The 20659-nt window shown below is 60.8% G+C and carries 22 protein-coding genes; 2 read left to right on the top strand and 20 right to left on the bottom strand.

Annotated elements, in window-relative coordinates:
• The first annotated feature begins 47 nt into the window (after positions 1–47).
• Positions 48–1223, top strand: a complete 1176-nt coding sequence (locus tag HKD31_RS11095; RefSeq protein WP_194265103.1) for an MFS transporter — start codon at positions 48–50, stop codon at positions 1221–1223.
• Here the strand turns inward: HKD31_RS11095 and HKD31_RS11090 are convergent.
• From HKD31_RS11090 to atpD, 10 genes are all read right to left on the bottom strand, one after another.
• Entirely contained in the window at positions 1220–1387 is a 168-nt protein-coding gene (locus HKD31_RS11090) for a hypothetical protein (RefSeq protein ID WP_165919968.1), read from the bottom strand. The genes HKD31_RS11095 and HKD31_RS11090 overlap by 4 nt on opposite strands.
• Before the next feature lie 71 nt (positions 1388–1458).
• On the bottom strand, positions 1459–2334 hold the full coding sequence (locus tag HKD31_RS11085) for a F0F1 ATP synthase subunit gamma (protein ID WP_194265104.1): 876 nt from the start codon (positions 2332–2334) through the stop codon (positions 1459–1461).
• Positions 2331–3854 carry a F0F1 ATP synthase subunit alpha gene (locus HKD31_RS11080; protein ID WP_194265105.1) on the bottom strand — a complete coding sequence of 508 codons (1524 nt, stop codon included), beginning with the start codon at positions 3852–3854 and terminating at the stop codon, positions 2331–2333. The genes HKD31_RS11085 and HKD31_RS11080 overlap by 4 nt, the downstream gene beginning before the upstream one ends.
• Positions 3841–4575: a F0F1 ATP synthase subunit B family protein gene (locus tag HKD31_RS11075; protein ID WP_194265106.1), complete on the bottom strand. Its 735-nt coding sequence runs from the start codon at positions 4573–4575 to the stop codon at positions 3841–3843. Before HKD31_RS11075 ends, HKD31_RS11080 begins: the two co-directional genes overlap by 14 nt.
• 4 nt (positions 4576–4579) lie before the next feature.
• Positions 4580–4825 (bottom strand): F0F1 ATP synthase subunit C, encoded by a 246-nt coding sequence (locus tag HKD31_RS11070; protein WP_011253684.1) that lies wholly within the window; start codon positions 4823–4825, stop codon positions 4580–4582.
• The gene (locus tag HKD31_RS11065; RefSeq protein WP_194265107.1) at positions 4822–5523 is read right to left on the bottom strand and encodes a F0F1 ATP synthase subunit A; all 702 of its coding nucleotides are present in this window, start codon (positions 5521–5523) and stop codon (positions 4822–4824) included. Before HKD31_RS11065 ends, HKD31_RS11070 begins: the two co-directional genes overlap by 4 nt.
• The gene (locus HKD31_RS11060; protein ID WP_062455410.1) at positions 5520–5834 is read right to left on the bottom strand and encodes an N-ATPase subunit AtpR; all 315 of its coding nucleotides are present in this window, start codon (positions 5832–5834) and stop codon (positions 5520–5522) included. The genes HKD31_RS11065 and HKD31_RS11060 overlap by 4 nt, the downstream gene beginning before the upstream one ends.
• Positions 5827–6117, bottom strand: a complete 291-nt coding sequence (locus tag HKD31_RS11055; protein ID WP_231100538.1) for an AtpZ/AtpI family protein — start codon at positions 6115–6117, stop codon at positions 5827–5829. The genes HKD31_RS11060 and HKD31_RS11055 overlap by 8 nt, the downstream gene beginning before the upstream one ends.
• Entirely contained in the window at positions 6114–6530 is a 417-nt protein-coding gene (locus tag HKD31_RS11050) for a F0F1 ATP synthase subunit epsilon (RefSeq protein ID WP_194265108.1), read from the bottom strand. The genes HKD31_RS11055 and HKD31_RS11050 overlap by 4 nt, the downstream gene beginning before the upstream one ends.
• Positions 6527–7987, bottom strand: coding sequence for a F0F1 ATP synthase subunit beta (gene atpD / locus HKD31_RS11045; RefSeq protein WP_194265109.1), 1461 nt, complete (start codon positions 7985–7987; stop codon positions 6527–6529). Before atpD ends, HKD31_RS11050 begins: the two co-directional genes overlap by 4 nt.
• A 307-nt stretch (positions 7988–8294) precedes the next feature.
• On the opposite strand from atpD, the gene HKD31_RS11040 reads away from it, so the two are divergent.
• Positions 8295–9920 (top strand): inorganic phosphate transporter, encoded by a 1626-nt coding sequence (locus HKD31_RS11040; protein WP_194265110.1) that lies wholly within the window; start codon positions 8295–8297, stop codon positions 9918–9920.
• Here HKD31_RS11040 and HKD31_RS11035 read toward each other — a convergent pair whose 3' ends face one another.
• From HKD31_RS11035 to HKD31_RS10990, 10 genes are all read right to left on the bottom strand, one after another.
• A complete protein-coding gene (locus tag HKD31_RS11035) occupies positions 9921–10640 on the bottom strand; it encodes an NUDIX domain-containing protein (RefSeq protein ID WP_194265111.1) in 720 nt (239 codons plus the stop codon). It abuts the gene before it with no gap.
• Between the two features lie 100 nt (positions 10641–10740).
• Positions 10741–11760, bottom strand: coding sequence for a type I glyceraldehyde-3-phosphate dehydrogenase (gene gap, locus HKD31_RS11030; protein ID WP_194265112.1), 1020 nt, complete (start codon positions 11758–11760; stop codon positions 10741–10743).
• 68 nt (positions 11761–11828) lie between these two features.
• Positions 11829–13229, bottom strand: coding sequence for a sugar porter family MFS transporter (locus HKD31_RS11025; RefSeq protein WP_062495277.1), 1401 nt, complete (start codon positions 13227–13229; stop codon positions 11829–11831).
• 109 nt (positions 13230–13338) lie between these two features.
• Positions 13339–14988: an electron transfer flavoprotein-ubiquinone oxidoreductase gene (locus tag HKD31_RS11020; RefSeq protein WP_194265113.1), complete on the bottom strand. Its 1650-nt coding sequence runs from the start codon at positions 14986–14988 to the stop codon at positions 13339–13341.
• 43 nt (positions 14989–15031) lie between these two features.
• Positions 15032–15958 (bottom strand): electron transfer flavoprotein subunit alpha/FixB family protein, encoded by a 927-nt coding sequence (locus tag HKD31_RS11015; protein ID WP_194265114.1) that lies wholly within the window; start codon positions 15956–15958, stop codon positions 15032–15034.
• Positions 15958–16719, bottom strand: a complete 762-nt coding sequence (locus HKD31_RS11010) for an electron transfer flavoprotein subunit beta/FixA family protein (protein WP_194265115.1) — start codon at positions 16717–16719, stop codon at positions 15958–15960. Before HKD31_RS11010 ends, HKD31_RS11015 begins: the two co-directional genes overlap by 1 nt.
• Before the next feature lie 14 nt (positions 16720–16733).
• The gene (locus HKD31_RS11005) at positions 16734–17591 is read right to left on the bottom strand and encodes a sugar phosphate isomerase/epimerase family protein (protein ID WP_194265116.1); all 858 of its coding nucleotides are present in this window, start codon (positions 17589–17591) and stop codon (positions 16734–16736) included.
• Entirely contained in the window at positions 17591–18742 is a 1152-nt protein-coding gene (locus tag HKD31_RS11000; RefSeq protein ID WP_194265117.1) for a dihydrodipicolinate synthase family protein, read from the bottom strand. The genes HKD31_RS11005 and HKD31_RS11000 overlap by 1 nt, the downstream gene beginning before the upstream one ends.
• Before the next feature lie 8 nt (positions 18743–18750).
• Entirely contained in the window at positions 18751–19518 is a 768-nt protein-coding gene (locus HKD31_RS10995) for a 3-ketoacyl-ACP reductase (RefSeq protein ID WP_194265118.1), read from the bottom strand.
• Positions 19515–20657, bottom strand: a complete 1143-nt coding sequence (locus HKD31_RS10990; protein WP_062495289.1) for an acyl-CoA dehydrogenase family protein — start codon at positions 20655–20657, stop codon at positions 19515–19517. The genes HKD31_RS10995 and HKD31_RS10990 overlap by 4 nt, the downstream gene beginning before the upstream one ends.
• Positions 20658–20659 lie beyond the last annotated feature (2 nt).

Below are 20659 nucleotides of genomic sequence, written 5' to 3'. Positions count from 1 at the left end.
ATCGGAACGTTCCGTCTCGCTATATATTCTTTTTTCTTGTCTTTCTGATGTATGTCATCAGCTACGGCGACCGTGCAGCTCTTTCCATCGCCCTTCCGACGCTGGGCAGGGAATTCACGCTCTCTCCCGTGCAGATGGGATGGGTGTCATCCAGCTTCCTGTGGTCGTATTTCCTGCTGAATCTCCCCTCGACCATGCTTCTCGATCGCAAGGGAGCGCGCCTGATCGGCAGTCTGGCCGTCTCGCTCTGGTCTTTTGCAATGCTCCTGGGCGGAATGGTTCACAATATCACCCAGTTCCTGATGACGCGCGTTCTCCTCGGCGTAGGCGAAGCACCGACTTTTGGTGTGGGTGCAACCGTCGTCCGCAACTGGGCGCTTCCCAAGGAGCGCGGCTCTGTCATGACGGTCCTGCTGACCGGCATGCAGCTCGGACTGGCTGGTGGCACGATCGCAGGCGCCTATCTGATTGCCCTGTTTGGCTGGCGGTTCGAGTTCATGGCCCTCGGGATCATCGGACTGATATGGGCCACCATCTGGTGGATGGTCTATCGTGCCCCTGCTGAAAAAGCTTCTGCCCCTGCCCGTGCGCCCTTTTCAGTCGCATCGATACAGAACCTTTTCCGCTCCCCGTCCTTTCTTGGCATCCTCGTGGTCCAGTGTACCCAGAATTACCTGAATTTCCTGGTGATGTCCTGGATGCCCCTTTACCTCATTCATGAACTTCATATCGATATTACCGGTACCGGCACGCGAACAGCGCTCTGCTATCTTTCCGCAGCCCTCGGAGCCATCATTATTGGACGCATTCTAGAACACATCACATTCCGCAACGGCATTCACCCGCCTCGCCGCAGGTTTATTGTCGCCATCTGTCTAACGGGAGCCGCGACGATCGGTTTTCTGCCCCATTTCCATACAATGACGCCGATCCTCTTCATCCTTGGCGGCTCTCTTGCCTGCCTGATTGCTGCAAACGGAGCCAATACGGCCCTGCTGACAGACCTGATCGAGGACGGAGACAAGATCGGCACGGTTACTGGCGTCACACTGACCTGTAGCAATTCCCTGGGGCTTTTTGCCCCCATCGTGACGGGCTACATCGTTTCTTACACCGGACGTTTTGATATGGCGTGGTATATGTGCTCAGCCGGACTGATTGGCGCAGGAGCACTCTCGCTCCTGCTGGTTCGTGCTCCGATCTCGATGCGCAGCAGCCCTTAGTTGCCCAGTGAGCGATCGACAGAGCGGCCTGCGCGTTCGACCGGGCCTTTCGGCGGATCGACGGTGTCACGGACCTTTTCCCCGAATGTCCGGTGATGCTCACATGCCGTCAGGGTCACGCAGGAGACCGAAAGAGCCAACAGAAGCAGGATTGATTTACGCATACGGACTGTCCTTGGAAGAATGTCAGGCTCCATAGAACGGCACTCCCCGTATTCAGTTCCTTCTTATGATTTCAGGTCCGGGAATGGCGGTTGAACCGTTTAAGTTTCGCCAGCGTCGGGCCTGATACGAGTTCTATGATCTCGGACGTGATTTCTTCCTGACGGACGGTTCTCTGAAGCTGCTCCAGGGATTTGAGCTGGCGCGTGATTTCATGATGCGCGGCCGTCATCCGCTCGCTCCGCGCCTTGTTTTCCGCCCCGAAGGATTTCAGTGCCGCCAGACAGAGCTGGGAGAAAATATAGTCTGCCACCAGATCGGTCATGAGCTTTTGCGGCGCAACATTCAGCAGGGGGACCGGCCCTGACGTCACCGTTTTACGCAGCAGAGCCGGGTCCAGCGGGAAAAGCGACTGCCGGGTTACGCTCGCCTTCTCCTGCTCCGAAGACTGGCAGACAATGACGCTGACATGCGTCAGCGCCCCGGCGACAACCTGCCGCCCGATTTCCTTCGTGATGCTGTCAGCCAGTGCAGGAACCGCCCCCGGGTTCTGAACCGCAGGCGCTATCCATTCCGCTTTGATCCCCCTGGAGCGGGCAATGGCATTGCCGCGAGTGCCGATCAGGAAGAGATGCTCCTTCTCATCCTCCTGCAGGGCATCAAGGACATGCTCACTGAACAGCCCCGCGAACCCCTGCTCGGCGCAGAAGGCAATCACGCCTGTCTTTCCCGGCTCCTGTGATGACTGCCCGTTCCGATCCACGGGCAGCAGCGGAGCGATACAGACCAGAGCATCCTGAATGGTCCCGGCATACGTCTCGACCGCCAGGGCAGCCCGATGGGCCTGCTGCACCCGTACGGCTGCGAGGCTGCGCATTGAGTCCACAATGCCGCCCAGTTCCTTGACGTTACCAATCCGGGCCGTGACCTCCTGCAGCCGCTCCGTCATGAGGCGGCTGAAGCCCGGGGCTCAACATACTGCCGCAGACAGGCCACAAAACGCTCTTTCTGCTCCGTGGAAAGAACGCCCCCGCTTTCTATCGCCGTCGATATCTCAGATGCGTTGCTCCGCAGATAATCGCCCAGACCGCTCTGGATGGTCCGGATATTTTTTGCTGTCACACCATCCAGAAGACCATTCTGCGAAGCCGTGACGAGTGCCACTTCCTGTAGAAGATCCAGTGGCGCATGCGGCCCCTGACGCAGGATCGCACGGATACACGCGCCCCGCGCCAGTTGCTGCCGGACATGCGTATCCGGCAGCCCCCCGAAACGCGTGAACGCTTCGAGTTCAATGAACTGCGCATAATCCAGACGCAGCGTCCCGACCGACGACCGCAGGATGGACGACTGCGCGGCCCCACCCACACGGCTGACGCTCACACCCACATCAACGGCCGGTTTCTGCCCCTGATCGAACAACGTACGGTTCAGGACGATCTGGCCATCGGTTATGGAAATGAGATTGGTCGGAATATAGGCGCTAAGGTTCCCCGCTTCTGTCTCCGCAACCGGCAGCGCCGTCAGAGAGCCGCCCCCTTTCGCCGCCGAGAGCTTCGCTGCACGTTCCAGCAGACGCGCGTGAACGTAAAAGATATCTCCCGGATAGGCCTCACGACCCGGGGGCCTTCCGGTAAGCAGGGAAACCTCGCGATGGGTTGCGGCATGCTTGGACAGATCGTCGATGACGAGGAGAGCATGTTGCCCACGGTCCCGGAAATATTCCGCCATGCTCATGGCCGCGAAAGGCGCAATCCAGCACAGGCCAGGCGCTTCCGCCGGACGCGCCACCACGATGATGCATCGATCCGGATTACCCCGCGTCCGGATCGTCTCAATCACGCGCTGGACGCTGGAAGTCTTCTGTCCAATGGCGACATAGACGCAGATCATGTCGTTGGATTTCTGGGCCAGAATGGCATCGACCGCGATGGTGGTCTTGCCGGTCGCCCTGTCGCCGACGATGAGTTCCCGTTGTCCCCGCCCAATGGGGAAAAGCGTATCGATCGCCAGCGTCCCCGTCTGAACGGGCTCCGTCACGAGTTCACGGTCGATAATGGCCGGAGCGGGCCGCTCGACCGGAAACCAGGTCTCCGCCTCAACCGGCCCTTTACCATCGAGCGGCCGTCCCAGCGGGTCCACCACCCGTCCCAGAAGCCCCGGCCCGACCGGAACACTCACGACACCCGACGTTCCCTGAACGGCATCGCCGGCTTCGATCGTGCCTTCATTGTTGAGCAGGATACAGCCGATGCTGTCTTCTTCCAGGCCGTGCACAAAACCGTAGCGACCGTTCCCGAAAGACAGCAGTTCGTCCAGCTTCGCATCGGGAAGACCGGAAATCAGGGCAATCCCGTCGCCAATGTCTTCGACCCGCCCCGTCCGGTCTGTCTGGGGCCCAACCGAAATATCCGTCAGGCTGGACCGGGCCGAGGCCAGCCAGTTGGCGGCCTGGTCAGTGTCCGGCATGAGACAGGCCCTCCCTGATACGAACCAGATCAGCCTGCCAGTTGGACGCCACGGTCAGATAAGGCGTTTTCACGGCAAACCCTTCCACGAGAGCAGGATCGACGGTCCAGGTAATGGCGGGATGTTCACCCACCGCAGTCATGAGGGCGCTCTCATAGGCCTGACGCTCATCAGGCCCCGGTGCTGTTGCCGTGGCAAAGGTGAAGCCGTCGCGCAGACTGAGCCGCTCCCGGTCGGGAAGTGTCGCAATCGCCTTGAGAAGTCTGTCGAAGAGCGTTTCGCGTGCCGGACGGCAGCAGCCTGTCTCCGCCAGAAGCTGCCCTGCAATATCGCAGGACAAGGCAGCCGCGTCTGACCGCCAGCGGGCCTGATTTTCCGCCTCTTCCTGCGCGATACTCTGCTTTGCGCCAGCCTCCAGAGCCGCCGCATCCTGCTGGGCCTTTGCCAGAATGGCCTGTCTTTCGTTCTGCGCGTCCTGTTGGGCCTGCTGCACGATGCGGGCCCTTTCCTGCTCGAACCCGCTAAGTGCCTCCCTGACGGCGGCACGGTCCGCTTCGAGCTGCTTCTGCCCGTCCGTGACCTGCGCAAGCTGGGCTGCGATCTCCTGCTGACGGCGGGAGATGACGGCGCAGATCGGGCGCCAGAAAAACCTGGAAAGCAGCCAGATCAGAACGCTGACGTTGATGACCTGCAGCCCGATTGTCCACCAGTCGACTGTCACCGGACTACTTCAGCAAAGGGTTGGCAAAGAGCAGAAGCAGGGCAATGACCAGGCAGTAAATGGCCATGGTCTCGATCATGGCGAGCCCCACAAACAGCGTCCGGGAAATGGTGCCTGCGGATTCAGGCTGGCGCGCAATGGCATCCATGGCGGCGGCGACAGCCCGTCCTTCCGCGAGCGCTGGCCCTATGGAGCCGAATGACACCGCCATCGCGGCGGAGACGATACTTGCCAGAGCGAGCCAGTTCATGAGCGGGATCCTGTATTTTTAATGGATTGGGGCGCAGCAGGTCTGGTCAGCGCGCCCGCGATAAAGACCATGGCGAGAATGGCGAAAATATACGCCTGCACGGCTCCCGTCAGGAGATCGAGTGCCATGAGAGGAATGGGAACGAGCAGTCCGGCAAGGGAGAGAACGATCCCGATGATGAAAACACCGGCCATGACATTCCCGAACAGCCGGACCATGAGCGAAAAGGTGCGCGTGACCGTCCCGATCAGGTTGAGAGGAACCATGACGACACTCGGCCACAGGAAGCTGCGCAGATAGCCCGTGACGCCACCGGAGCGGACGCCGAAAATGATGATGGCCAGAAACACGGTGATCGCCAGTGCCGCATCCGTTGCCAGAATGGCGGTAGGCGGCTCAACGCCAGGCACGAGCGAGGACCAGTTTGCCACAAGGATGAAAAGGAAAAGCGTGCCCACGAAAGACCGGTACGGCGCAGGCTCGGTCCGCATGGTCTCACGGATCTGCTGGTCAAGCGCCGTGACACCCAGTTCAAGCAGCGTCTGGAGCCGACCGGGCCGGCCAGAGGTCAGAGTGCGGGAAATCCAGGCCCCCCCGAGCGTAAGGACGGCCATGATCCCCCACGTCGTCACCACAGGCTGCGTCACCGGGACCGGGCCGATATGAAACAGGACATGGCTTGAAAGCGGCGACATCATCGCAGCGGTCCCTCTTCACCGATCCTGACGCCGGGACCGATGCGGGCCTTCATGATCCGCAGCACGAGCGGCCGCGCGACAAGCACACCGCAGGTCGCCCAGAGGAACGAAGCGGTTCCACTCCGTGCGGCAAGATAAAGCAGCCCACCCAGCAGCAGAAAGCGCCCCAGCAGCATCGCTATGGCCACAGGGCGCCTTGAGGGCGTCATCAGGAACTGCACATTGACCCACAGGGCGGCCACATGAACACTCCCGGCGAGTAGCCCGACCAGAAGCCAGCCAAGGGACGTCAGGATCTCTTTTTCAGGCATGGGGATGACTCATCCATTTCCAGGCGCTCCAGCCACCCGCCGCAAATCCGGCCATGAGCAGACCGGCCGAGAAGGCAACTCCCGTTCCCCAGCGGTGATCCAGCCACCGTCCCAGCAGGAGCCCGCCAAGAGGCGGCGTGATGATCGTCCAGCCAAGGACACCAATCCGGGCGAGATGCTGCGTGACGTTGACGTCTCCATCCGTCTCGCCGGTGCGCTGGCGGTTCATGCGCTGGCGGATGGCGGCTTCCATCTCGTCAGCCTGGGGGCTGTCATCTTTCACTGCAAGAGGCTCCCCGCGTCAGACCACAAGCCATCTCCGATCCGCCGCACCGCATCCAGCTGAAGACGGACGGACGCGACATTTGCATTCCTGCGCGCATCATCAAGGGCCGCATAATGCTGACGCACGAGGGTTTTCAGCGTTTCGAGATCGTCTCCACAGACGGCTTCGCGGGTGGCAATCTCGACCATGCTCCCCTTCTCCGTCACGGTCAGAACACCCTGCCGCACAGCACAGTAATGCGGCGTCCCATCGTGGCGCTTCCAGATCACGACGGACGGAAGAACGCTGGACACCAGATCCGCATGCCCCTGCAGAATGCCGAAACTTCCGCTTTCGTCCTCGGCACGGACCGACATGACGTCCGGCTCGTCCAGAACCACCGTCAGAGGCGTGATGATCCGCAGCTTCATACGGCCGCCCCGGCTGCGGCCTTCCGCGCTGCCTGCTCTTTCTGGCGTGCCTCGTCCAGTGTGCCGACCATGTAGAGCGAGCTCTCGGCCCAGTCATCCGTCTCGCCATCCAGAATGGCCCGGCAACCCGCCAGCGTGTCGGCCAGGCTCACACTGCGCCCCGGCTGCCCGGTGAACTTCTCGGTCACTGTGAAAGGCTGGCTGAGAAACCGTTGAAGCCGCCGGGCCCGTGTGACAGTGCGACGATCGTCGGAACCCAGTTCCTCAACACCCAGCAGCGCAATCACGTCCTGAAGGGATTTCAGTCTGGCCAGAGCCTCCCGGACCTGTTCGGCAATTTCACAATGCGCCTCCCCCACAACCAGCGGATCGAGAAGCACGGAAGAAGATGCCAGAGGATCGACTGCCGGATAGAACCCCTGTGCCGCGAGATCCCGGGAAAGCACAATCTGGCTGTCCATGTGCGTTGCGATGGCTGTCACGGCTGGATCCGTGAAGTCATCGGCGGGGACGTAAACGGTCTGGATGGCAGTGACGGCGGCACCGGCCACAGAGGTGATGCGCTCTTCCACCGCCCCGACTTCCGTCGCAAGCGTGGACTGATAGCCCACCCGCGATGGCAGACGGCCCAGCAAACTGGAGAGTTCGCTTCCGGCCTGAACAAAGCGGTAGATGTTGTCCATGAGCAGCAGGACGTTTTTGTGCTGCTCGTCGCGGAAATATTCAGCAATCGCCAGAGCCGTGAGCGGAACCCGCCAGCGTGCGCCCGGCGGCTCGTTCATCTGCCCGTAGACGAGAACGGCATGCCTGATTACGCCCGATCCGTTCATGTCGGAGAGCATTTCATGCCCTTCGCGGCTGCGTTCGCCCACACCCGTAAAGATCGACAGCCCCTGATATTTCGCGGCCATGGCATGGATCAGTTCCATGGTCAGAACCGTCTTGCCAACGCCAGCTCCGCCAAACATCGCCGCCTTGCCGCCATGCGCAAGCGGCGTCAGCAGGTCCAGAACCTTCACCCCGGTCTCGAAGATATCCGTGCTGGCGTTCTCGGTCTGCATGGCGGGTGGGTCACTGTGGATCGCACGCCGCGGAACATCCGCCGGCAGAGCCGGACCGTTATCACGTGGAATACCCGTAACATCCAGCATCCGGCCGACAACAGCCTCACCAACAGGCACACGAAGCGCCTCCCCCGTCGCGCGAACCATCACATGCCGCGCCAGTCCGGACGTGGACATGAGGGCAACAGCCCTGACCGTCCGGGGATCGAGATGGCTGTGAACCTCAAGGATCAGCGGCGCCCCACCGTCCCATGCGACTTCGAGCGCCGAATTGATTTCAGGAAGATGACCCGCCGCAAACCGCACATCCACCACAGCTTCACGCACCGCAATGATCTCTCCCAAAGGAGAAACCGTGTCGGATTTCGCCGGAGTAACCGCTGGCAGGTTCATTTAGTCTCCTTTTGAGCGCGCCGTATCGCAGGACAGCTCTCTTGCCACGCCTTAATAAACCCGCGTCCCCGAGGCGTCGATATTTACGCTGGGAAAGTGAGCGGATTCATGAAACGATAATAGATCTTCCCCCACAGTGCCGTCAGTCATGTCCGTATACACTGAACGTCCTGCGCCGGTCAGGCAAGACCACGCCGGCACGAGGCTGAAATCAAATCGTCTGTCGCAAAACGATCATGTTTCAGCAGTCGCATCCGCTTGGCCGCTTCAATAAATTAAGGAAAGGTAAACAAACCATGGATCAGTGATGTCTGAAACGACCATAGGCTCCCGCGCGGAGATCCCGACCCCGTCGCGCCCCGACATGAATGGAGGCAACAAGCCCCTTCACGTCATACTTTTCTTCATCGTGCTGATCGGCGCACTGGGATTTGCCGCCTTCAGCATCCTTCAGGACATGCATTCGGTCGGTGAAGGCGCCCTGGCGACGGGTACATTCGTGATGCTCGGCATTGCCCTGGTCATCGCGCTGGCCTTTGAGTTCGTTAATGGCTTCCATGACACGGCCAACGCGGTCGCAACCGTTATCTATACCCGCAGTCTGCCGCCGCTCGTGGCCGTCATCTGGTCCGGTTTCTGGAACTTCCTTGGCGTCGCACTCTCCACCGGCGCCGTGGCCTACAGCATCGTGACGCTCCTGCCAGTGGAACTGATCCTTCAGGCCGGAAGCAGCGCGGGCTACGCCATGATCTTCGCCCTGCTCATCGCGGCCATCGTCTGGAACCTCGTCACCTGGGCCTTCGGTATCCCCAACAGTTCGTCGCACGCTCTCGTCGGCTCGATCATGGGTGTCGGTCTGGCCAACCAGCTGATGTCCCCCGCCGGTGCCGCAACGCAGGGCGTTGACTGGGGGCAGGTTGAGAAAGTCTTCTCCGCGCTACTGTTCAGTCCCATCTGCGGGTTCGTCATGGCCGGGCTGCTGCTTCTCGTCATGAAGCTTCTGGTCCGCAACAAGGCGCTCTATCAGGCTCCTGAGGGCGACACTCCGCCGCCGCTGTGGATCCGCGCGCTGCTGATCTTCACCTGCACGGGCGTCTCGTTCTCCCATGGCGGCAATGACGGACAGAAAGGCATGGGCCTGATCATGCTGATCCTGATCGGCGCGGCCCCCACGGCCTACGCGCTGAACCGGGCGATGCCCGAGAGCGCCATGCCGGCCTTTATCCAGTCTTCTGCCGAAGCCGAAAAGATCTTCCTCACCCACGTCCCGAACCAGTCCACGGCGCTGACGGCCGAAAATGCCCGCGAGATCGTCGGTGCAGGTCTGCGCGCCAAATCCATCGCGTCTCCCGAAACCTATGACGCCCTGGCCGTCCTCAGCGACGATATCTCCACCTCGGTCAAGACCTACGGCTCCATGAAGGCCGTCCCTGCCGCCGCCGTCCCGAACGTCCGTACGGACATGTATCTGGTCGCTGACGCCATCCGCGTCATGGGAGAAGCTCAGGACTTTACGCCTGCGGAAAAAAAGTCCCTCAAATCCTTCCAGTCCGAACTGTATCACGGCACCCGTTTCATCCCGCTCTGGGTTAAGGTCTCCGTCGCCATTGCCCTGGGCCTTGGCACGATGGTCGGATGGAAGCGCATCGTCGTGACGGTCGGTGAAAAGATCGGCAAGACCCACATGACCTACGCCGAGGGCGCATCGGCCGAAATCGTGGCCATGACGACCATTGGCCTTGCCGAAGGCTATGGCCTGCCCGTCTCCACCACGCATATCCTGTCCAGCGGCGTCGCCGGAACCATGGCCGCCAACGGCTCGGGCGTTCAGCTCGGGACACTGCGCTCCATGGCGCTGGCCTGGGTTACGACCCTGCCCGCCGCCATGGCAATTGCAGGGATCCTGTACGTCCTGTTCCGTCAGATCTTCTGATCAGCTCCTGGAGCATTGTGCGGATTTCAGATCCGCACAATGCTGCTGGTACAGATGCCAGCTCAGCAGACAATGAACATTCGGCGTATGACGCGGCATGTCCTTCAGCGGGACGACACAGACTGTCGTGTGCTCATGCTCGTTAGCCAGCCCACCCTTCCGATCAAGCAGCCCGTCCATTTCCGCCCGTGTAAGAATGATGTCCACGGCATAGAGCATCATCTCTTCGCTGCTTCCACCGGGCGACAGAAACACCGGCGTCTCACGCAGTCTGTAGGGCCTTCCTGCTGTGAGGTTCAGCCCCGTCTCCTCCCGCAGTTCGCGCAGAGCGGCAATTTCAGCGGCCTCCCCGTCAATCACGCCGGCCGGTAAAGCCGTCACCATCTGCCCGACCGGAAGCCGCGCCTCACGCACCAGGACGACATAGCGCTCGTCCGGAGCCTCCTTCACGGTCACGACCGGCATGATGGAAACCGTCGGGTCCCGAAGCACGGCAAAGCAGGGCATTTTCGCCCCTTCGTTCCACGCATCGGCCTCAACAACAACGAAACCGACGCGCGAGCCGAACATCAGCACATCACGGACAAGAACCGAGCGGAGATCGAAACTGGACCGGGTCTTTGCGATCCAGCCTGAAAACTGCGGAGCATTCAGGACTTTTTCCTGAAGCTCCGACGATATGGCAGTCGCAAAATGGACTGGAACATCCTGTTGCATCATGGACCGACCTCTCATCCCTGCCTCTCAGGCACCGGAAGAACCGTCTGCCATAATGCCTGTCGAAGCAACTCGGACGACGAGATCGACCACCCTGCCGCCCTTACAGGCTCCCCATGAGAACCGCGGTATCGATCATTCTGTTGGAGAAGCCCCATTCATTGTCATACCAGCTGCAGATATGGATCATCTCACCATTCCGGATGAGCGCCGTCTGCGTCGCATCGAAACTGGAGGACGCAGCGCTATGATTGAAATCGCTGCTAACGAGCATGCCATCGCTGTAGTCCAGAACGCCCGCAAGAGCGCCCACGGACGCCTCATGAAAGGCCGCGTTGATGTCATCTACCGATGACGGAGCACGCGACGGCACGAAATCGAGCGACACCATCGAGACATTCGGTGTCGGCACCCGAAGCGACGATCCGACCAGCCGTCCCTTGAGATGCGGCAGGACAAGACCGATCGCCTTGGCGGCACCCGTGGACGTCGGGACCATGTTCTGACCGGCCGCCCGTGCGCGCCTCAGGTCACGATGCCTGCGATCCACGATCTGCTGATCGCCCGTATAGGAATGAACCGTCAGCATGTAACCGCATTCGACGCCGAACGCCTCGTCCGCCACCTTGACCAGCGGCGCCAGACAGTTTGTCGTGCACGACCCATTCGAGACAACCGTCATGTCCGGTTTGAGCGCATCATTGTTCACGCCATACACGATCGTCGCATCCGCATCACTTGCCGGAGCGGAGACGAGAACCTTTCGTGCTCCCGCCTGCAACAGGGGCTGCACAGCCTGTTTCGACGTAAAGAGCCCGGAGCACTCCATGACGACATCCACGCCATCGAGCGCAACCGCCCCCGGCTCACGCTCCGAGGAAATACGGATCGGTCCGTAACTCCGGCCATGCGCTTCGATCGTCAACTGATCGCCTTCAAGATGGACTTTCCCCGGGAACCTTCCGTGGATGCTGTCATAGACCAGCATGTGAACCTTGTCCTCGACACTGCCTGGACCATTAATGACAACAGGAACAATGTCAGTCCGTCCGCTCTCGATAATACTTCTCAAGGTCAGACGTCCGATACGTCCAAATCCATTGATCCCGATCTTGACTGCCACGATACTGTCTCCGTTTGATGCCCCGATGTCAGGGCCTGTCCTTTTGTGAATGAGGGGAAGGCCTGCGCTTACAGGCCGATGCGATTGAGGGGCTTGCCGGCCATGAGATTCCGCTCGATCTGTTCAAGCGACACACCGCGGGTTTCCGGGACGAACTTCATCGTCACGAAAATGAAGATGAGATTGAGCAGGGCGTAGAGCCAGAAGGTCTGAGCGCTTCCCAGCGTCGTCAGGAGCGAGAGGAAGGTCAGACCAACAATCATGTTGGTGCCCCAGTTGGTGAAGGTCGAGCACCCGATGCCGAAGTCACGCCCCTTCATGGGCTGCACTTCGGAGCACAGGATCCACACCAGCGGCCCGGCGGAAAAAGCAAAACCGACGATGAAGCACAGCAGCATCGCAACAGCCGCGTAACGCGCCAGATCGCTGTTGCCCGTGCCGAAATACAGAAGAATTCCGACTGTAAACATGCCGAGCGCCATCATGATGAAGCCCGCGATCAGCATGGGCCGCCGGCCCCAGCGATCGACATATCCAATAGCGATGAACGTGGAGAGCACATTGACCAGACCCACGATCACCGTGCCCCACAGGGCGGCACTTGTGCCGAAACCTGCCATCTCGAAGATGTGGGGCGCGTAGTACATGACCACATTGATGCCGGTGAACTGCTGGATCGCCTGAAGCGCCACGCCCAGATAGACCGCCCGGCGGAAGTTCCGGTTCTTCTTGAAAAGCGTGTACCCGCCATCAGCCTGGGCAAGCTGTTCACGGATTTCGACGATCTCGTCACGGGCATGCGTGTCATTGCCGCGCAGACCGTGCAGGACATCGAACGCCTCGTCATGCCGCCCCCGCAGAACCAGCCAGCGCGGGCTGTCCGGCAGGAACAGAACACCGATGAGGAACAGAACACCCGGAACGCCCACGATGCCCAGCATCCAGCGCCAGGACCCCGAATAGGCCAGAAGCGCATCGGAGATGAACGCAACCAGAATGCCCACCGTGATCATGAGCTGATAGACGGAAATCAGCGCCCCGCGATGCTGCTGGTGCGCAATTTCCGAAATATAAAGTGGAGCGGTAAAGCTCGCGACGCCGATCGCCAGTCCAAGGACCACACGGCCCGCGATCAGGACCGGAACGGACGGCGCCAGCGCGCAAAGCGCCGACCCGGAAATGAAGAGCAGTGCCGAGATGATCAGCAGCTTTTTGCGGCCCAGGATGTAAGACAGCCGTCCCCCGAACAGGGCTCCGAGCGCTGCGCCGACCATCATGCCTGAGACAATGCACTCCTTACCGAAATCATTGACCTGAAACTCGATACCGATGAATTTCAGCGCTCCGGATATGACACCCAGGTCCAGCCCGAACATCAGACCTGCCACCGCAGCCAGAGTGGCTACGAGGGCACTTCTGCCGTTGAGTGAAACGCGCGGAACGCCTTGTACAACGCCAACGTCACTCATGACCGTGTTCCTTTTCTTGGTCTTCTTCTGTGATCGGAAGAAACACTTCGGCAGCCATGGATTCCGAGTTCTGCATGGATGCCGTTACTTTGATCTGGTCTGTAAAATTTTACATATTCGGGTAATTGGGTCCGTCCCCGCCCTGCGGCGGCGTCCAGACGATATTCTGGGACGGATCCTTGATGTCGCAGGTCTTGCAGTGCACGCAGTTCTGGAAATTGATCTGAAAGCGTGGTTTCCCCGCGTCCTCGACAATCTCGTAAACCCCCGCCGGGCAATAGCGCTGCGCCGGTTCGGCATAGATCGGCAAATTCACCGTAATCGGAATGTCAGCATTCCTGAGCTTCAGATGACAGGGCTGGCTCTCGTGATGGTTGGTGAACGAAAACGCCACATTGGTCACCCGGTCGAAGCTGAGCTTCCCATCCGGTTTCGGATAGGCAATCGGCGAAAAATCCGCAGCCTTCCCCGTCGCTGCCGCATCCGTCTTGTGATGATGCATTGTCCCGAACAAAGGCGCCCCAGTCAGAGACGCCGTCCACATATCAAGGCCACCCAGCACGATCCCGCCCGCCAGGCCGTATTTTTCCCAAAGTGGTTTGACGTTGCGGACAAGCTTGAGATCCCGGCCCACAGGCCCTTCCCTCAGGACGGTGTCATAGGCCGTAAGTTCATCGCCGCTCCGGCCACCCCGGATCGCCGCATGAGCAGCCTCTGCCGCGTGCATTCCCGAATAAATGGCATTGTGGCTGCCCTTGATCCGCGGAACATTCACAAGCCCGGCGGAACAGCCCAGAAGCGCGCCACCGGGGAAAACGACCTTTGGAATGGACTGCCACCCACCTTCCGAAATGGCACGGGCGCCATAGGCGATCCGCTTTCCGCCTTCCAGCAGCCCCGCCATCAGCGGATGATGCTTGAAACGCTGGAACTCCCGATACGGGTCGAGATAGGGATTTTCGTAGCTCAGATGCACGACAAACCCGACACAGACCTGATTGTTATCCAGATGATAGATGAACGCGCCGCCTCCCGCATTGCGCCCCAAAGGCCAGCCCATCGTGTGAACGACCGTGCCAAGTTTATGCCGGACCGGGTCCACTTCCCAGATTTCCTTCAGGCCAATCCCGAATTTCTGCGGGTCCCTGCCATCCGACAGACCATAATGTCTCATGATCTGTAGCGCTAAAGAACCCCGCACACCCTCGGCAATCAGCACATACTTCCCTGCCAGGATCATACCCGGTTCGTAATTCTCGCCCGGCGTGCCATCCGCGTTCCGTCCGAACTCACCGGCGACCACGCCCCGGATTTCGCCTTTCCCGCCATACACAAGCTCACTGGCCGCCATACCGGGGAAAATCTCGACGCCCAGCCCTTCTGCCGTTTCGGCAAGCCAGCGGCAGACATTCCCCAGCGAAACGATGTAGTTGCCGTGATTGTTCATGAAAGGCGGCATGAGCCAGTTGGGAAGACGTGTCTGGCCCTTCTCGCCCAGGACATAGAAACTGTCCGTCTCCACAGGCACGGTGATCGGCGCGTTCATTTCGTGCCATTTCGGCAGCAGGACATTGAGCGCACACGGATCAATGATCGCGCCGGAGAGGATGTGGGCGCCAACCTCGGAACCCTTGTCCAGCACAACGACGGACAGGTCCGGGTCAAGCTGTTTGAGACGGATGGCAGCCGACAGGCCCGCCGGTCCGGCACCGACGATGACGACGTCATAGTCCATGCTTTCGCGTTCAATCGCCGTCATGACTTTTCTCCCTCTCCGATCGTGATACCGAGGCTGCGCATGGTCAGATCTTTGCTGTCAGTTCGGGCAGGATGGTGAACAGGTCCCCGACCAGCCCGTAATCGGCGACCTGAAAGATCGGTGCATCCTCGTCCTTGTTGATCGCGACGATGACACGGGAATCCTTCATGCCCGCGAGATGCTGGATGGCGCCCGAGATGCCGACCGCGATGTAGAGGTCCGGCGCCACGACCTTGCCGGTCTGTCCGACTTGCCAGTCATTGGGTGCGTAGCCCGCATCTACCGCCGCGCGGCTTGCGCCAACCGCAGCACCCAGCTTGTCCGCAAGAGTGGTAATGGCGTCGAAATTTTCCTTCGAGCCAAGACCACGTCCACCAGACACGATGATCTTTGCCGATGTCAGGTCCGGGCGTTCGGATGCGACCGTCTTGTCCTCGACCCACTGCGACAGGCCGAGATCGGCCGGAACGCTAACGGTTTCGACAAGGGCACTTCCGCCGCCCTGTGCTGCCGTGAAGGCTGCCGTGCGGACCGTGAAGACCTTGACGGGATCGGAGGAGCGGATCGTCTGGATCGCATTGCCGGCGTAAATCGGCCGCTCGAACGTGTCCGCGTCCTGAACAGCCGTGACCTCGGACAGGACCATCACATCCAGCAGCGCAGCAACGCGCGGCAGGACGTTCTTGGAAAACGCGGTCGCACCAGCGGCGATGTGGCTATAGTCTTTGGCCAGCGAGACGATGAGCGTGCTGACGGGCTCGGCAAGGCCGTGCGCCAGAGATGCATCATCCGCCAGAAGAACCTTCGACACACCCGCCAGTTTCGCCGCCTCGTCGGCCGCTGCCGCGCAGTTCTCGCCCGTGACGAGAACATGCACGTCACCCAGCGTGGCAACCGCCGTCAGGGCCTTGGCGACAATATCCGTTCCCAGACGCCCTTCATTGACTTCGGCAAGTAGCAGAACAGACATCAGAGGACTCCTGCTTCATTCTTCAGTTTCGACACCAGTTCATCGACAGAGCCGACCTTCACGCCGGCATGGCGCTGCGGTGGCTCGACCGTCTTCAGAACTGTCAGACGCGAGCGAACCGCGACGCCGAGCGTGTCGAGCGACACCTCTTCAAGCGGCTTCTTCTTCGCTTTCATGATGTTGGGCAGCGCCACATAGCGGGGTTCGTTGAGACGCAGGTCCGTCGTCACCACGGCCGGAAGCTTCAGCTTGATGGTCTGAAGACCACCATCGACTTCACGTGTCACCAGCGCCGAACCGTCCTCGATCGTAACAGAAGAGGCGAACGTGCCCTGCCCCCAGCCCAGCAGGGCGGCAAGCATCTGGCCGGTCGCATTCATGTCGTTGTCGATCGCCTGCTTGCCCGCGATCACCAGACCAGGCTGTTCGTTTGCCACGACCTTGCTCAGGATCTGCGCCACCGAAAGCGGCTCCAGATCGACGTTCACATCATCCGTTGCCGTCACGAGAATGGCGCGGTCCGCTCCCATGGCGAGGGCGGTCCGCAGCGTATCCTTCGCCTGCGCGACACCGATGGAGACGACGACCACTTCGGTCGCCACGCCCTTTTCCTTGAGACGAATGGCCTCTTCGACCGCGATTTCGTCAAAGGGGTTCATGGACATCTTGACGTTCGCCAGATCAACGCCAGACCCATCCGGCCGGACGCGGATGCGGACGTTATAGTCGACGACCCGTTTCACAGGGACGAGGATCTTCATGATACTCTCCGTTCTCAGCAGATATCGCGGAAGCGCTGTATCATCACATCCAGCACTTCGGCCGGATCGCGCTTCCACCAGTTGTTTGCAGAAAAAATCTCGACTTCGCAGAACCCGTCATATCCCGCGCGTTCCACACCCGCGCGGAGACCTTTCAGATCCGCCACGCCGTCCCCCATCATCCCGCGATCCAGAAGAAAATCCGTCGTCGGCACGAGCCAGTCACACAGATGGAACCCCATGATGCGCGTCCCTGCCCGTTCAAGCTGGCGCGGAAGATCGGTGTCCCACCACACGTGATAGACATCGACCGCCACACCCAGCGTGTCGGAATTGAGGACGTCGCAGATATCCAGGGCATCACGCAGTGTCGGCAGGCAGGAGCGGTCCCCGCCATACATCGGATGCAGCGGCTCCAGAGCCAGCTTGACGCCCCGTTCGGATGCGTAGTCCAGCACTGCCGACAGACGGTCCGTGACAATATCGAGGCTCTCCCTCACCCCCTTGGTGCCGGGCTCGACGCCCCCCACCACGATGGTCAGAATCTTGCCTCCCAGATCGGCGGTCTCGTCGATGGAACGACGGAAATCATCCACGACCGCCTGCCGTCCGTGTGGCGCCAGAGGCCCCACAAGAAACGGCGAACGGCACAGACCCACGATCTCCACTCCGGCCTGCCGGGCGTGCTGCCCGATGGCCGAAGCCCGGCCCTGAAGTTCCGGACGCCAGAAGACGATGCCGCCGATGCCACGCTCGGCGCAGGCGTCGATTGTCCGTTCGGCGGACCATCCGGCCCCTGCCCCCGGCATGTTATGGCCGAGGGTCGCGGTATTCAGGGCCAGCGCGGAATGATCGTGGGTGAAGTCGCGCATCAGTCGGCTCCATAGAGCGACAGAAGCGACTTCATGCGCCGGACGGCCAGTTCCGGATTGCGGAGCAACCCGCAGCCATCCGCCAGCCGGAAGATCTCCGTAAAATACGGGAGAGGTCGCATGGACTGCGCACCACCCAGCATGATGAAGTGATCCTGAAAGCCGTTCAGCCATGCCAGGAATACGACACCCGTTTTGTAATACTGGGTCGGAGCCTTGAAGATCACCCGGGCCAGCGGAACCGTGGGGTCCAGCGCCGCGCGGAAAGCGGCTTTGTCGCCTTCGCCGAGTTTGCTCACAGCATAGGCGGCCAGCGGCGCCAGCGGATCGAAAACGCCCAGGAGCGCATGGCTGAAGCCCTGCTCGTCGCCTTCGATCAGTTCCGGGTAGTTGAAGTCATCCCCGGTATACATTTTCACGCCGGCCGGAAGCAGACGGCGCATCCGGATTTCCTTCTCCTTGTCCAGAAGGGAAATCTTGATGCCGTCCACCTTGGAGACGTTCTGCCCGATCATTTCCAGCACGGTTTCCAGCGCCTGATCGAAACTGTTCGTGCCCCAGTATCCGGCCAGTGCAGGGTCGAACGCCTCTCCCAGCCAGTGCAGGACGACCGGTTCATCGCAGGCCGAGAGAACTTCGCGATAGACGCGCAGATAGTCTTCCGGACCTTTCGCCACACGGACCAGTGCCCGGCTCGCCATCAGGATGATCCGGCCACCAACGGCTTGAATGGCCTCGACCTGTTCCAGATAGGCGCGGATGACTGCATCCACATTCCGCACGCTTGCCGGATCCAGATGATCAGTTCCGCAGCCATTGACGACGTCGGCGTCCGGCAGTTCCGCCTTCGTCCGGCGGATCAGCTCAAGCGCCATCGGCCAGTCCAGACCCATACCCCGCTGGGCCGTATCCATGGCTTCAGCAATGCCCAGCCCCAGACCCGCAAGATAGCGGCGGAACTCCATCGTCCGCTCCCAGTCGATTGCACCGGATCCTGAAGGGTCCTTCGCTGCATAGGGATTGGCGACGACATGCGCTGCGGAATAAACGATCCGCGCCGGATTACGGCCCAGTGTTCCTGTCGGAGCCGGTGTTCCGATCAGGTGATAGTCCGTCTTCCGGCCGGTTTCATCGGGAAGAATGATTTTCATGACCGCTCTCAGAAACGCGGCACAAGCATTCCGGCATCCGCCGAAATCACCTGGCCTGTGGTGTAGGGAAGTCCGCCCGAAGCAAGGGTTGCGATGATGCCGCCCATGTCCTCAGGCTCACCGACGCGCGGCAGCAGGGTCAGACCGTCCACGGCACGCTGGCGATACTGCTCGATCACGGCCGCTGTCATGTCGGTCGCGATCAGGCCGGGCTGGACGTCATAGACCGCGATGTTTTCAGGTCCGAGCCGAACGGCCAGAGCCTTGGACACCATCGCGGCAGCCGCCTTGGACGCGCAGTATTCGGAGCGCTGGACCGCCACGGCCGTGGCGTTGGACGACGTCACATTCACGATGGAATGAAACACGCCCCCGGGCCGCGGACGGGACAGGAGCAGCTTTGCGAAAGCCTGCGAGAGAAAGAACAGCGCCTTGGTGTTCACCGTCAGGCAGCGGTCCCAGCTCGCTTCACTCACATCCAGCAGGTCGCCACGCTGAAGGACGCCGACGCCCGCGTTGTTCACGAGCGTCGTCAGCGGCCCAAGCTTAGCCTCGACCTGCGCCAGACGCTCCGCGTGGACAGACAGATCCGTGATGTCGAACGGGAGCGCCATGACGGACGCTCCGGTTTCGGACAGACGGCTGACGGCCGAGCGCAGTTCCTCGTCATCGAACGGTCCGTTGACCGCTAAAGCGAAGCCCCGTTTCGCCAGAGCCTGCGCCGTCGCGAAACCGATACCCCGTGAGGAACCGGTGACGAGAGCGACCTGTCTCATGCCCGTGCGCCTTTACGGAGCAGTTCACGCGCGATGATCATGCGCTGGATCTGGTTGGTACCTTCATAGATCTGGGTGATCTTGGCATCGCGGTACAGACGCTCGACCTCGAAGCCACGGATATAGCCCGAACCGCCAAAGACCTGTACGGCATCGGCCGTCCGGGCCACCGCCATGTCACCGGCAAAGCACTTGGCCATGGAGCACGAGCGCGTAGCATCCTGCCCGCGATCGATCTTCGTGGCAGCCGAATGGACCAGAAGCCGCGCCGCCTCGATGTCCTTGGCCATGTCAGCCAGAAGCCACTGCACGCCCTGGAACTCGGAGATGTGCTTGCCGAACTGCTTGCGCGTTCCGGCATAATCCACGGCCGCTTCAAGCCCGGCCTGAGCAATACCGACGGCCAGTGCCGCAATGCCGACGCGGCCCTTGTCGAGCACGCTCATCATCATGTGGAAACCACGGTTCATCTCGCCCAGCAGCGCATCGCTCCCCAGGCGGACATCCGAGAAGTCGAGCGCGCCAACCTGGCTCGCCCGCTGGCCCATCTTGTGCTCCTTGGGGCCACGCTCGACGCCCTTGGCATGTAGATCCACGATGAAAATGGACATGCCGCGGTTGCCCGCTTCCTTGTCAGTCCGAGCCAGAACGAAGCCCGTATCGGCGACCGGCGCGTTATGGATCCAGATCTTGCCGCCGTTGAGCACCCAGCCGTCGCCGTCGCGCACGGCGGTCGTGCGGATACCGGACACGTCGGTGCCAGCCTCGGGCTCCGTGATACAGTAGGCGACCTTGCGCTTCATGGAGAGGATGTCGGGCAGCATCTTCTGCTGTTCCGGCGTTCCGTGACGGACCAGAAGCGTGGAGATCAGCTCCACCAGACCGCACTGGTCGGCAACGCTGGCATAGCCGCGGGACAGTTCTTCCATCACGACCGCATAGGTCAGCGTGTCAAAACCCGGCCCCCCAAGCTCTTCCGGAACTGCGATACCGAACAGGCCCAACTTGCCCATTTCTTCATAGATTTCTGCCGGGAAGCGCTCTTCGCGGTCCAGCGCCTCGGCGGCGGGACGGATGACGTTATCCACGAAAGACCGTGTCGTTTCGCGGACTTCTTCCTGCATTTCGTTCAGAAACATAG

It is taken from the genome of Gluconobacter potus (assembly GCF_015244705.1).
In the GTDB taxonomy this organism is placed as follows: domain Bacteria; phylum Pseudomonadota; class Alphaproteobacteria; order Acetobacterales; family Acetobacteraceae; genus Gluconobacter; species Gluconobacter potus.
Note: the sequence above shows the minus strand (reverse complement) of the source record. Positions and strands in the feature narration are given on the sequence as shown.

Excerpts from the sequence above, each read along its gene's own strand:
- HKD31_RS11095 (WP_194265103.1), top strand. The coding sequence starts at position 48 with ATGTATGTCATCAGCTACGGCGACCGTGCAGCTCTTTCCATCGCCCTT.
- HKD31_RS11090 (WP_165919968.1), bottom strand. The coding sequence starts at position 1,387 with ATGCGTAAATCAATCCTGCTTCTGTTGGCTCTTTCGGTCTCCTGCGTG.
- HKD31_RS11085 (WP_194265104.1), bottom strand. The coding sequence starts at position 2,334 with ATGACGGAGCGGCTGCAGGAGGTCACGGCCCGGATTGGTAACGTCAAG.
- HKD31_RS11080 (WP_194265105.1), bottom strand. The coding sequence starts at position 3,854 with ATGCCGGACACTGACCAGGCCGCCAACTGGCTGGCCTCGGCCCGGTCC.
- HKD31_RS11070 (WP_011253684.1), bottom strand. The coding sequence starts at position 4,825 with ATGAACTGGCTCGCTCTGGCAAGTATCGTCTCCGCCGCGATGGCGGTG.
- HKD31_RS11065 (WP_194265107.1), bottom strand. The coding sequence starts at position 5,523 with ATGATGTCGCCGCTTTCAAGCCATGTCCTGTTTCATATCGGCCCGGTC.
- HKD31_RS11060 (WP_062455410.1), bottom strand. The coding sequence starts at position 5,834 with ATGCCTGAAAAAGAGATCCTGACGTCCCTTGGCTGGCTTCTGGTCGGG.
- HKD31_RS11050 (WP_194265108.1), bottom strand. The coding sequence starts at position 6,530 with ATGAAGCTGCGGATCATCACGCCTCTGACGGTGGTTCTGGACGAGCCG.
- atpD (WP_194265109.1), bottom strand. The coding sequence starts at position 7,987 with ATGAACCTGCCAGCGGTTACTCCGGCGAAATCCGACACGGTTTCTCCT.
- HKD31_RS11040 (WP_194265110.1), top strand. The coding sequence starts at position 8,295 with ATGTCTGAAACGACCATAGGCTCCCGCGCGGAGATCCCGACCCCGTCG.
- HKD31_RS11035 (WP_194265111.1), bottom strand. The coding sequence starts at position 10,640 with ATGATGCAACAGGATGTTCCAGTCCATTTTGCGACTGCCATATCGTCG.
- HKD31_RS11025 (WP_062495277.1), bottom strand. The coding sequence starts at position 13,229 with ATGAGTGACGTTGGCGTTGTACAAGGCGTTCCGCGCGTTTCACTCAAC.
- HKD31_RS11020 (WP_194265113.1), bottom strand. The coding sequence starts at position 14,988 with ATGACGGCGATTGAACGCGAAAGCATGGACTATGACGTCGTCATCGTC.
- HKD31_RS11015 (WP_194265114.1), bottom strand. The coding sequence starts at position 15,958 with ATGTCTGTTCTGCTACTTGCCGAAGTCAATGAAGGGCGTCTGGGAACG.
- HKD31_RS11010 (WP_194265115.1), bottom strand. The coding sequence starts at position 16,719 with ATGAAGATCCTCGTCCCTGTGAAACGGGTCGTCGACTATAACGTCCGC.
- HKD31_RS11005 (WP_194265116.1), bottom strand. The coding sequence starts at position 17,591 with ATGCGCGACTTCACCCACGATCATTCCGCGCTGGCCCTGAATACCGCG.
- HKD31_RS11000 (WP_194265117.1), bottom strand. The coding sequence starts at position 18,742 with ATGAAAATCATTCTTCCCGATGAAACCGGCCGGAAGACGGACTATCAC.
- HKD31_RS10995 (WP_194265118.1), bottom strand. The coding sequence starts at position 19,518 with ATGAGACAGGTCGCTCTCGTCACCGGTTCCTCACGGGGTATCGGTTTC.
- HKD31_RS10990 (WP_062495289.1), bottom strand. The coding sequence starts at position 20,657 with ATGTTTCTGAACGAAATGCAGGAAGAAGTCCGCGAAACGACACGGTCT.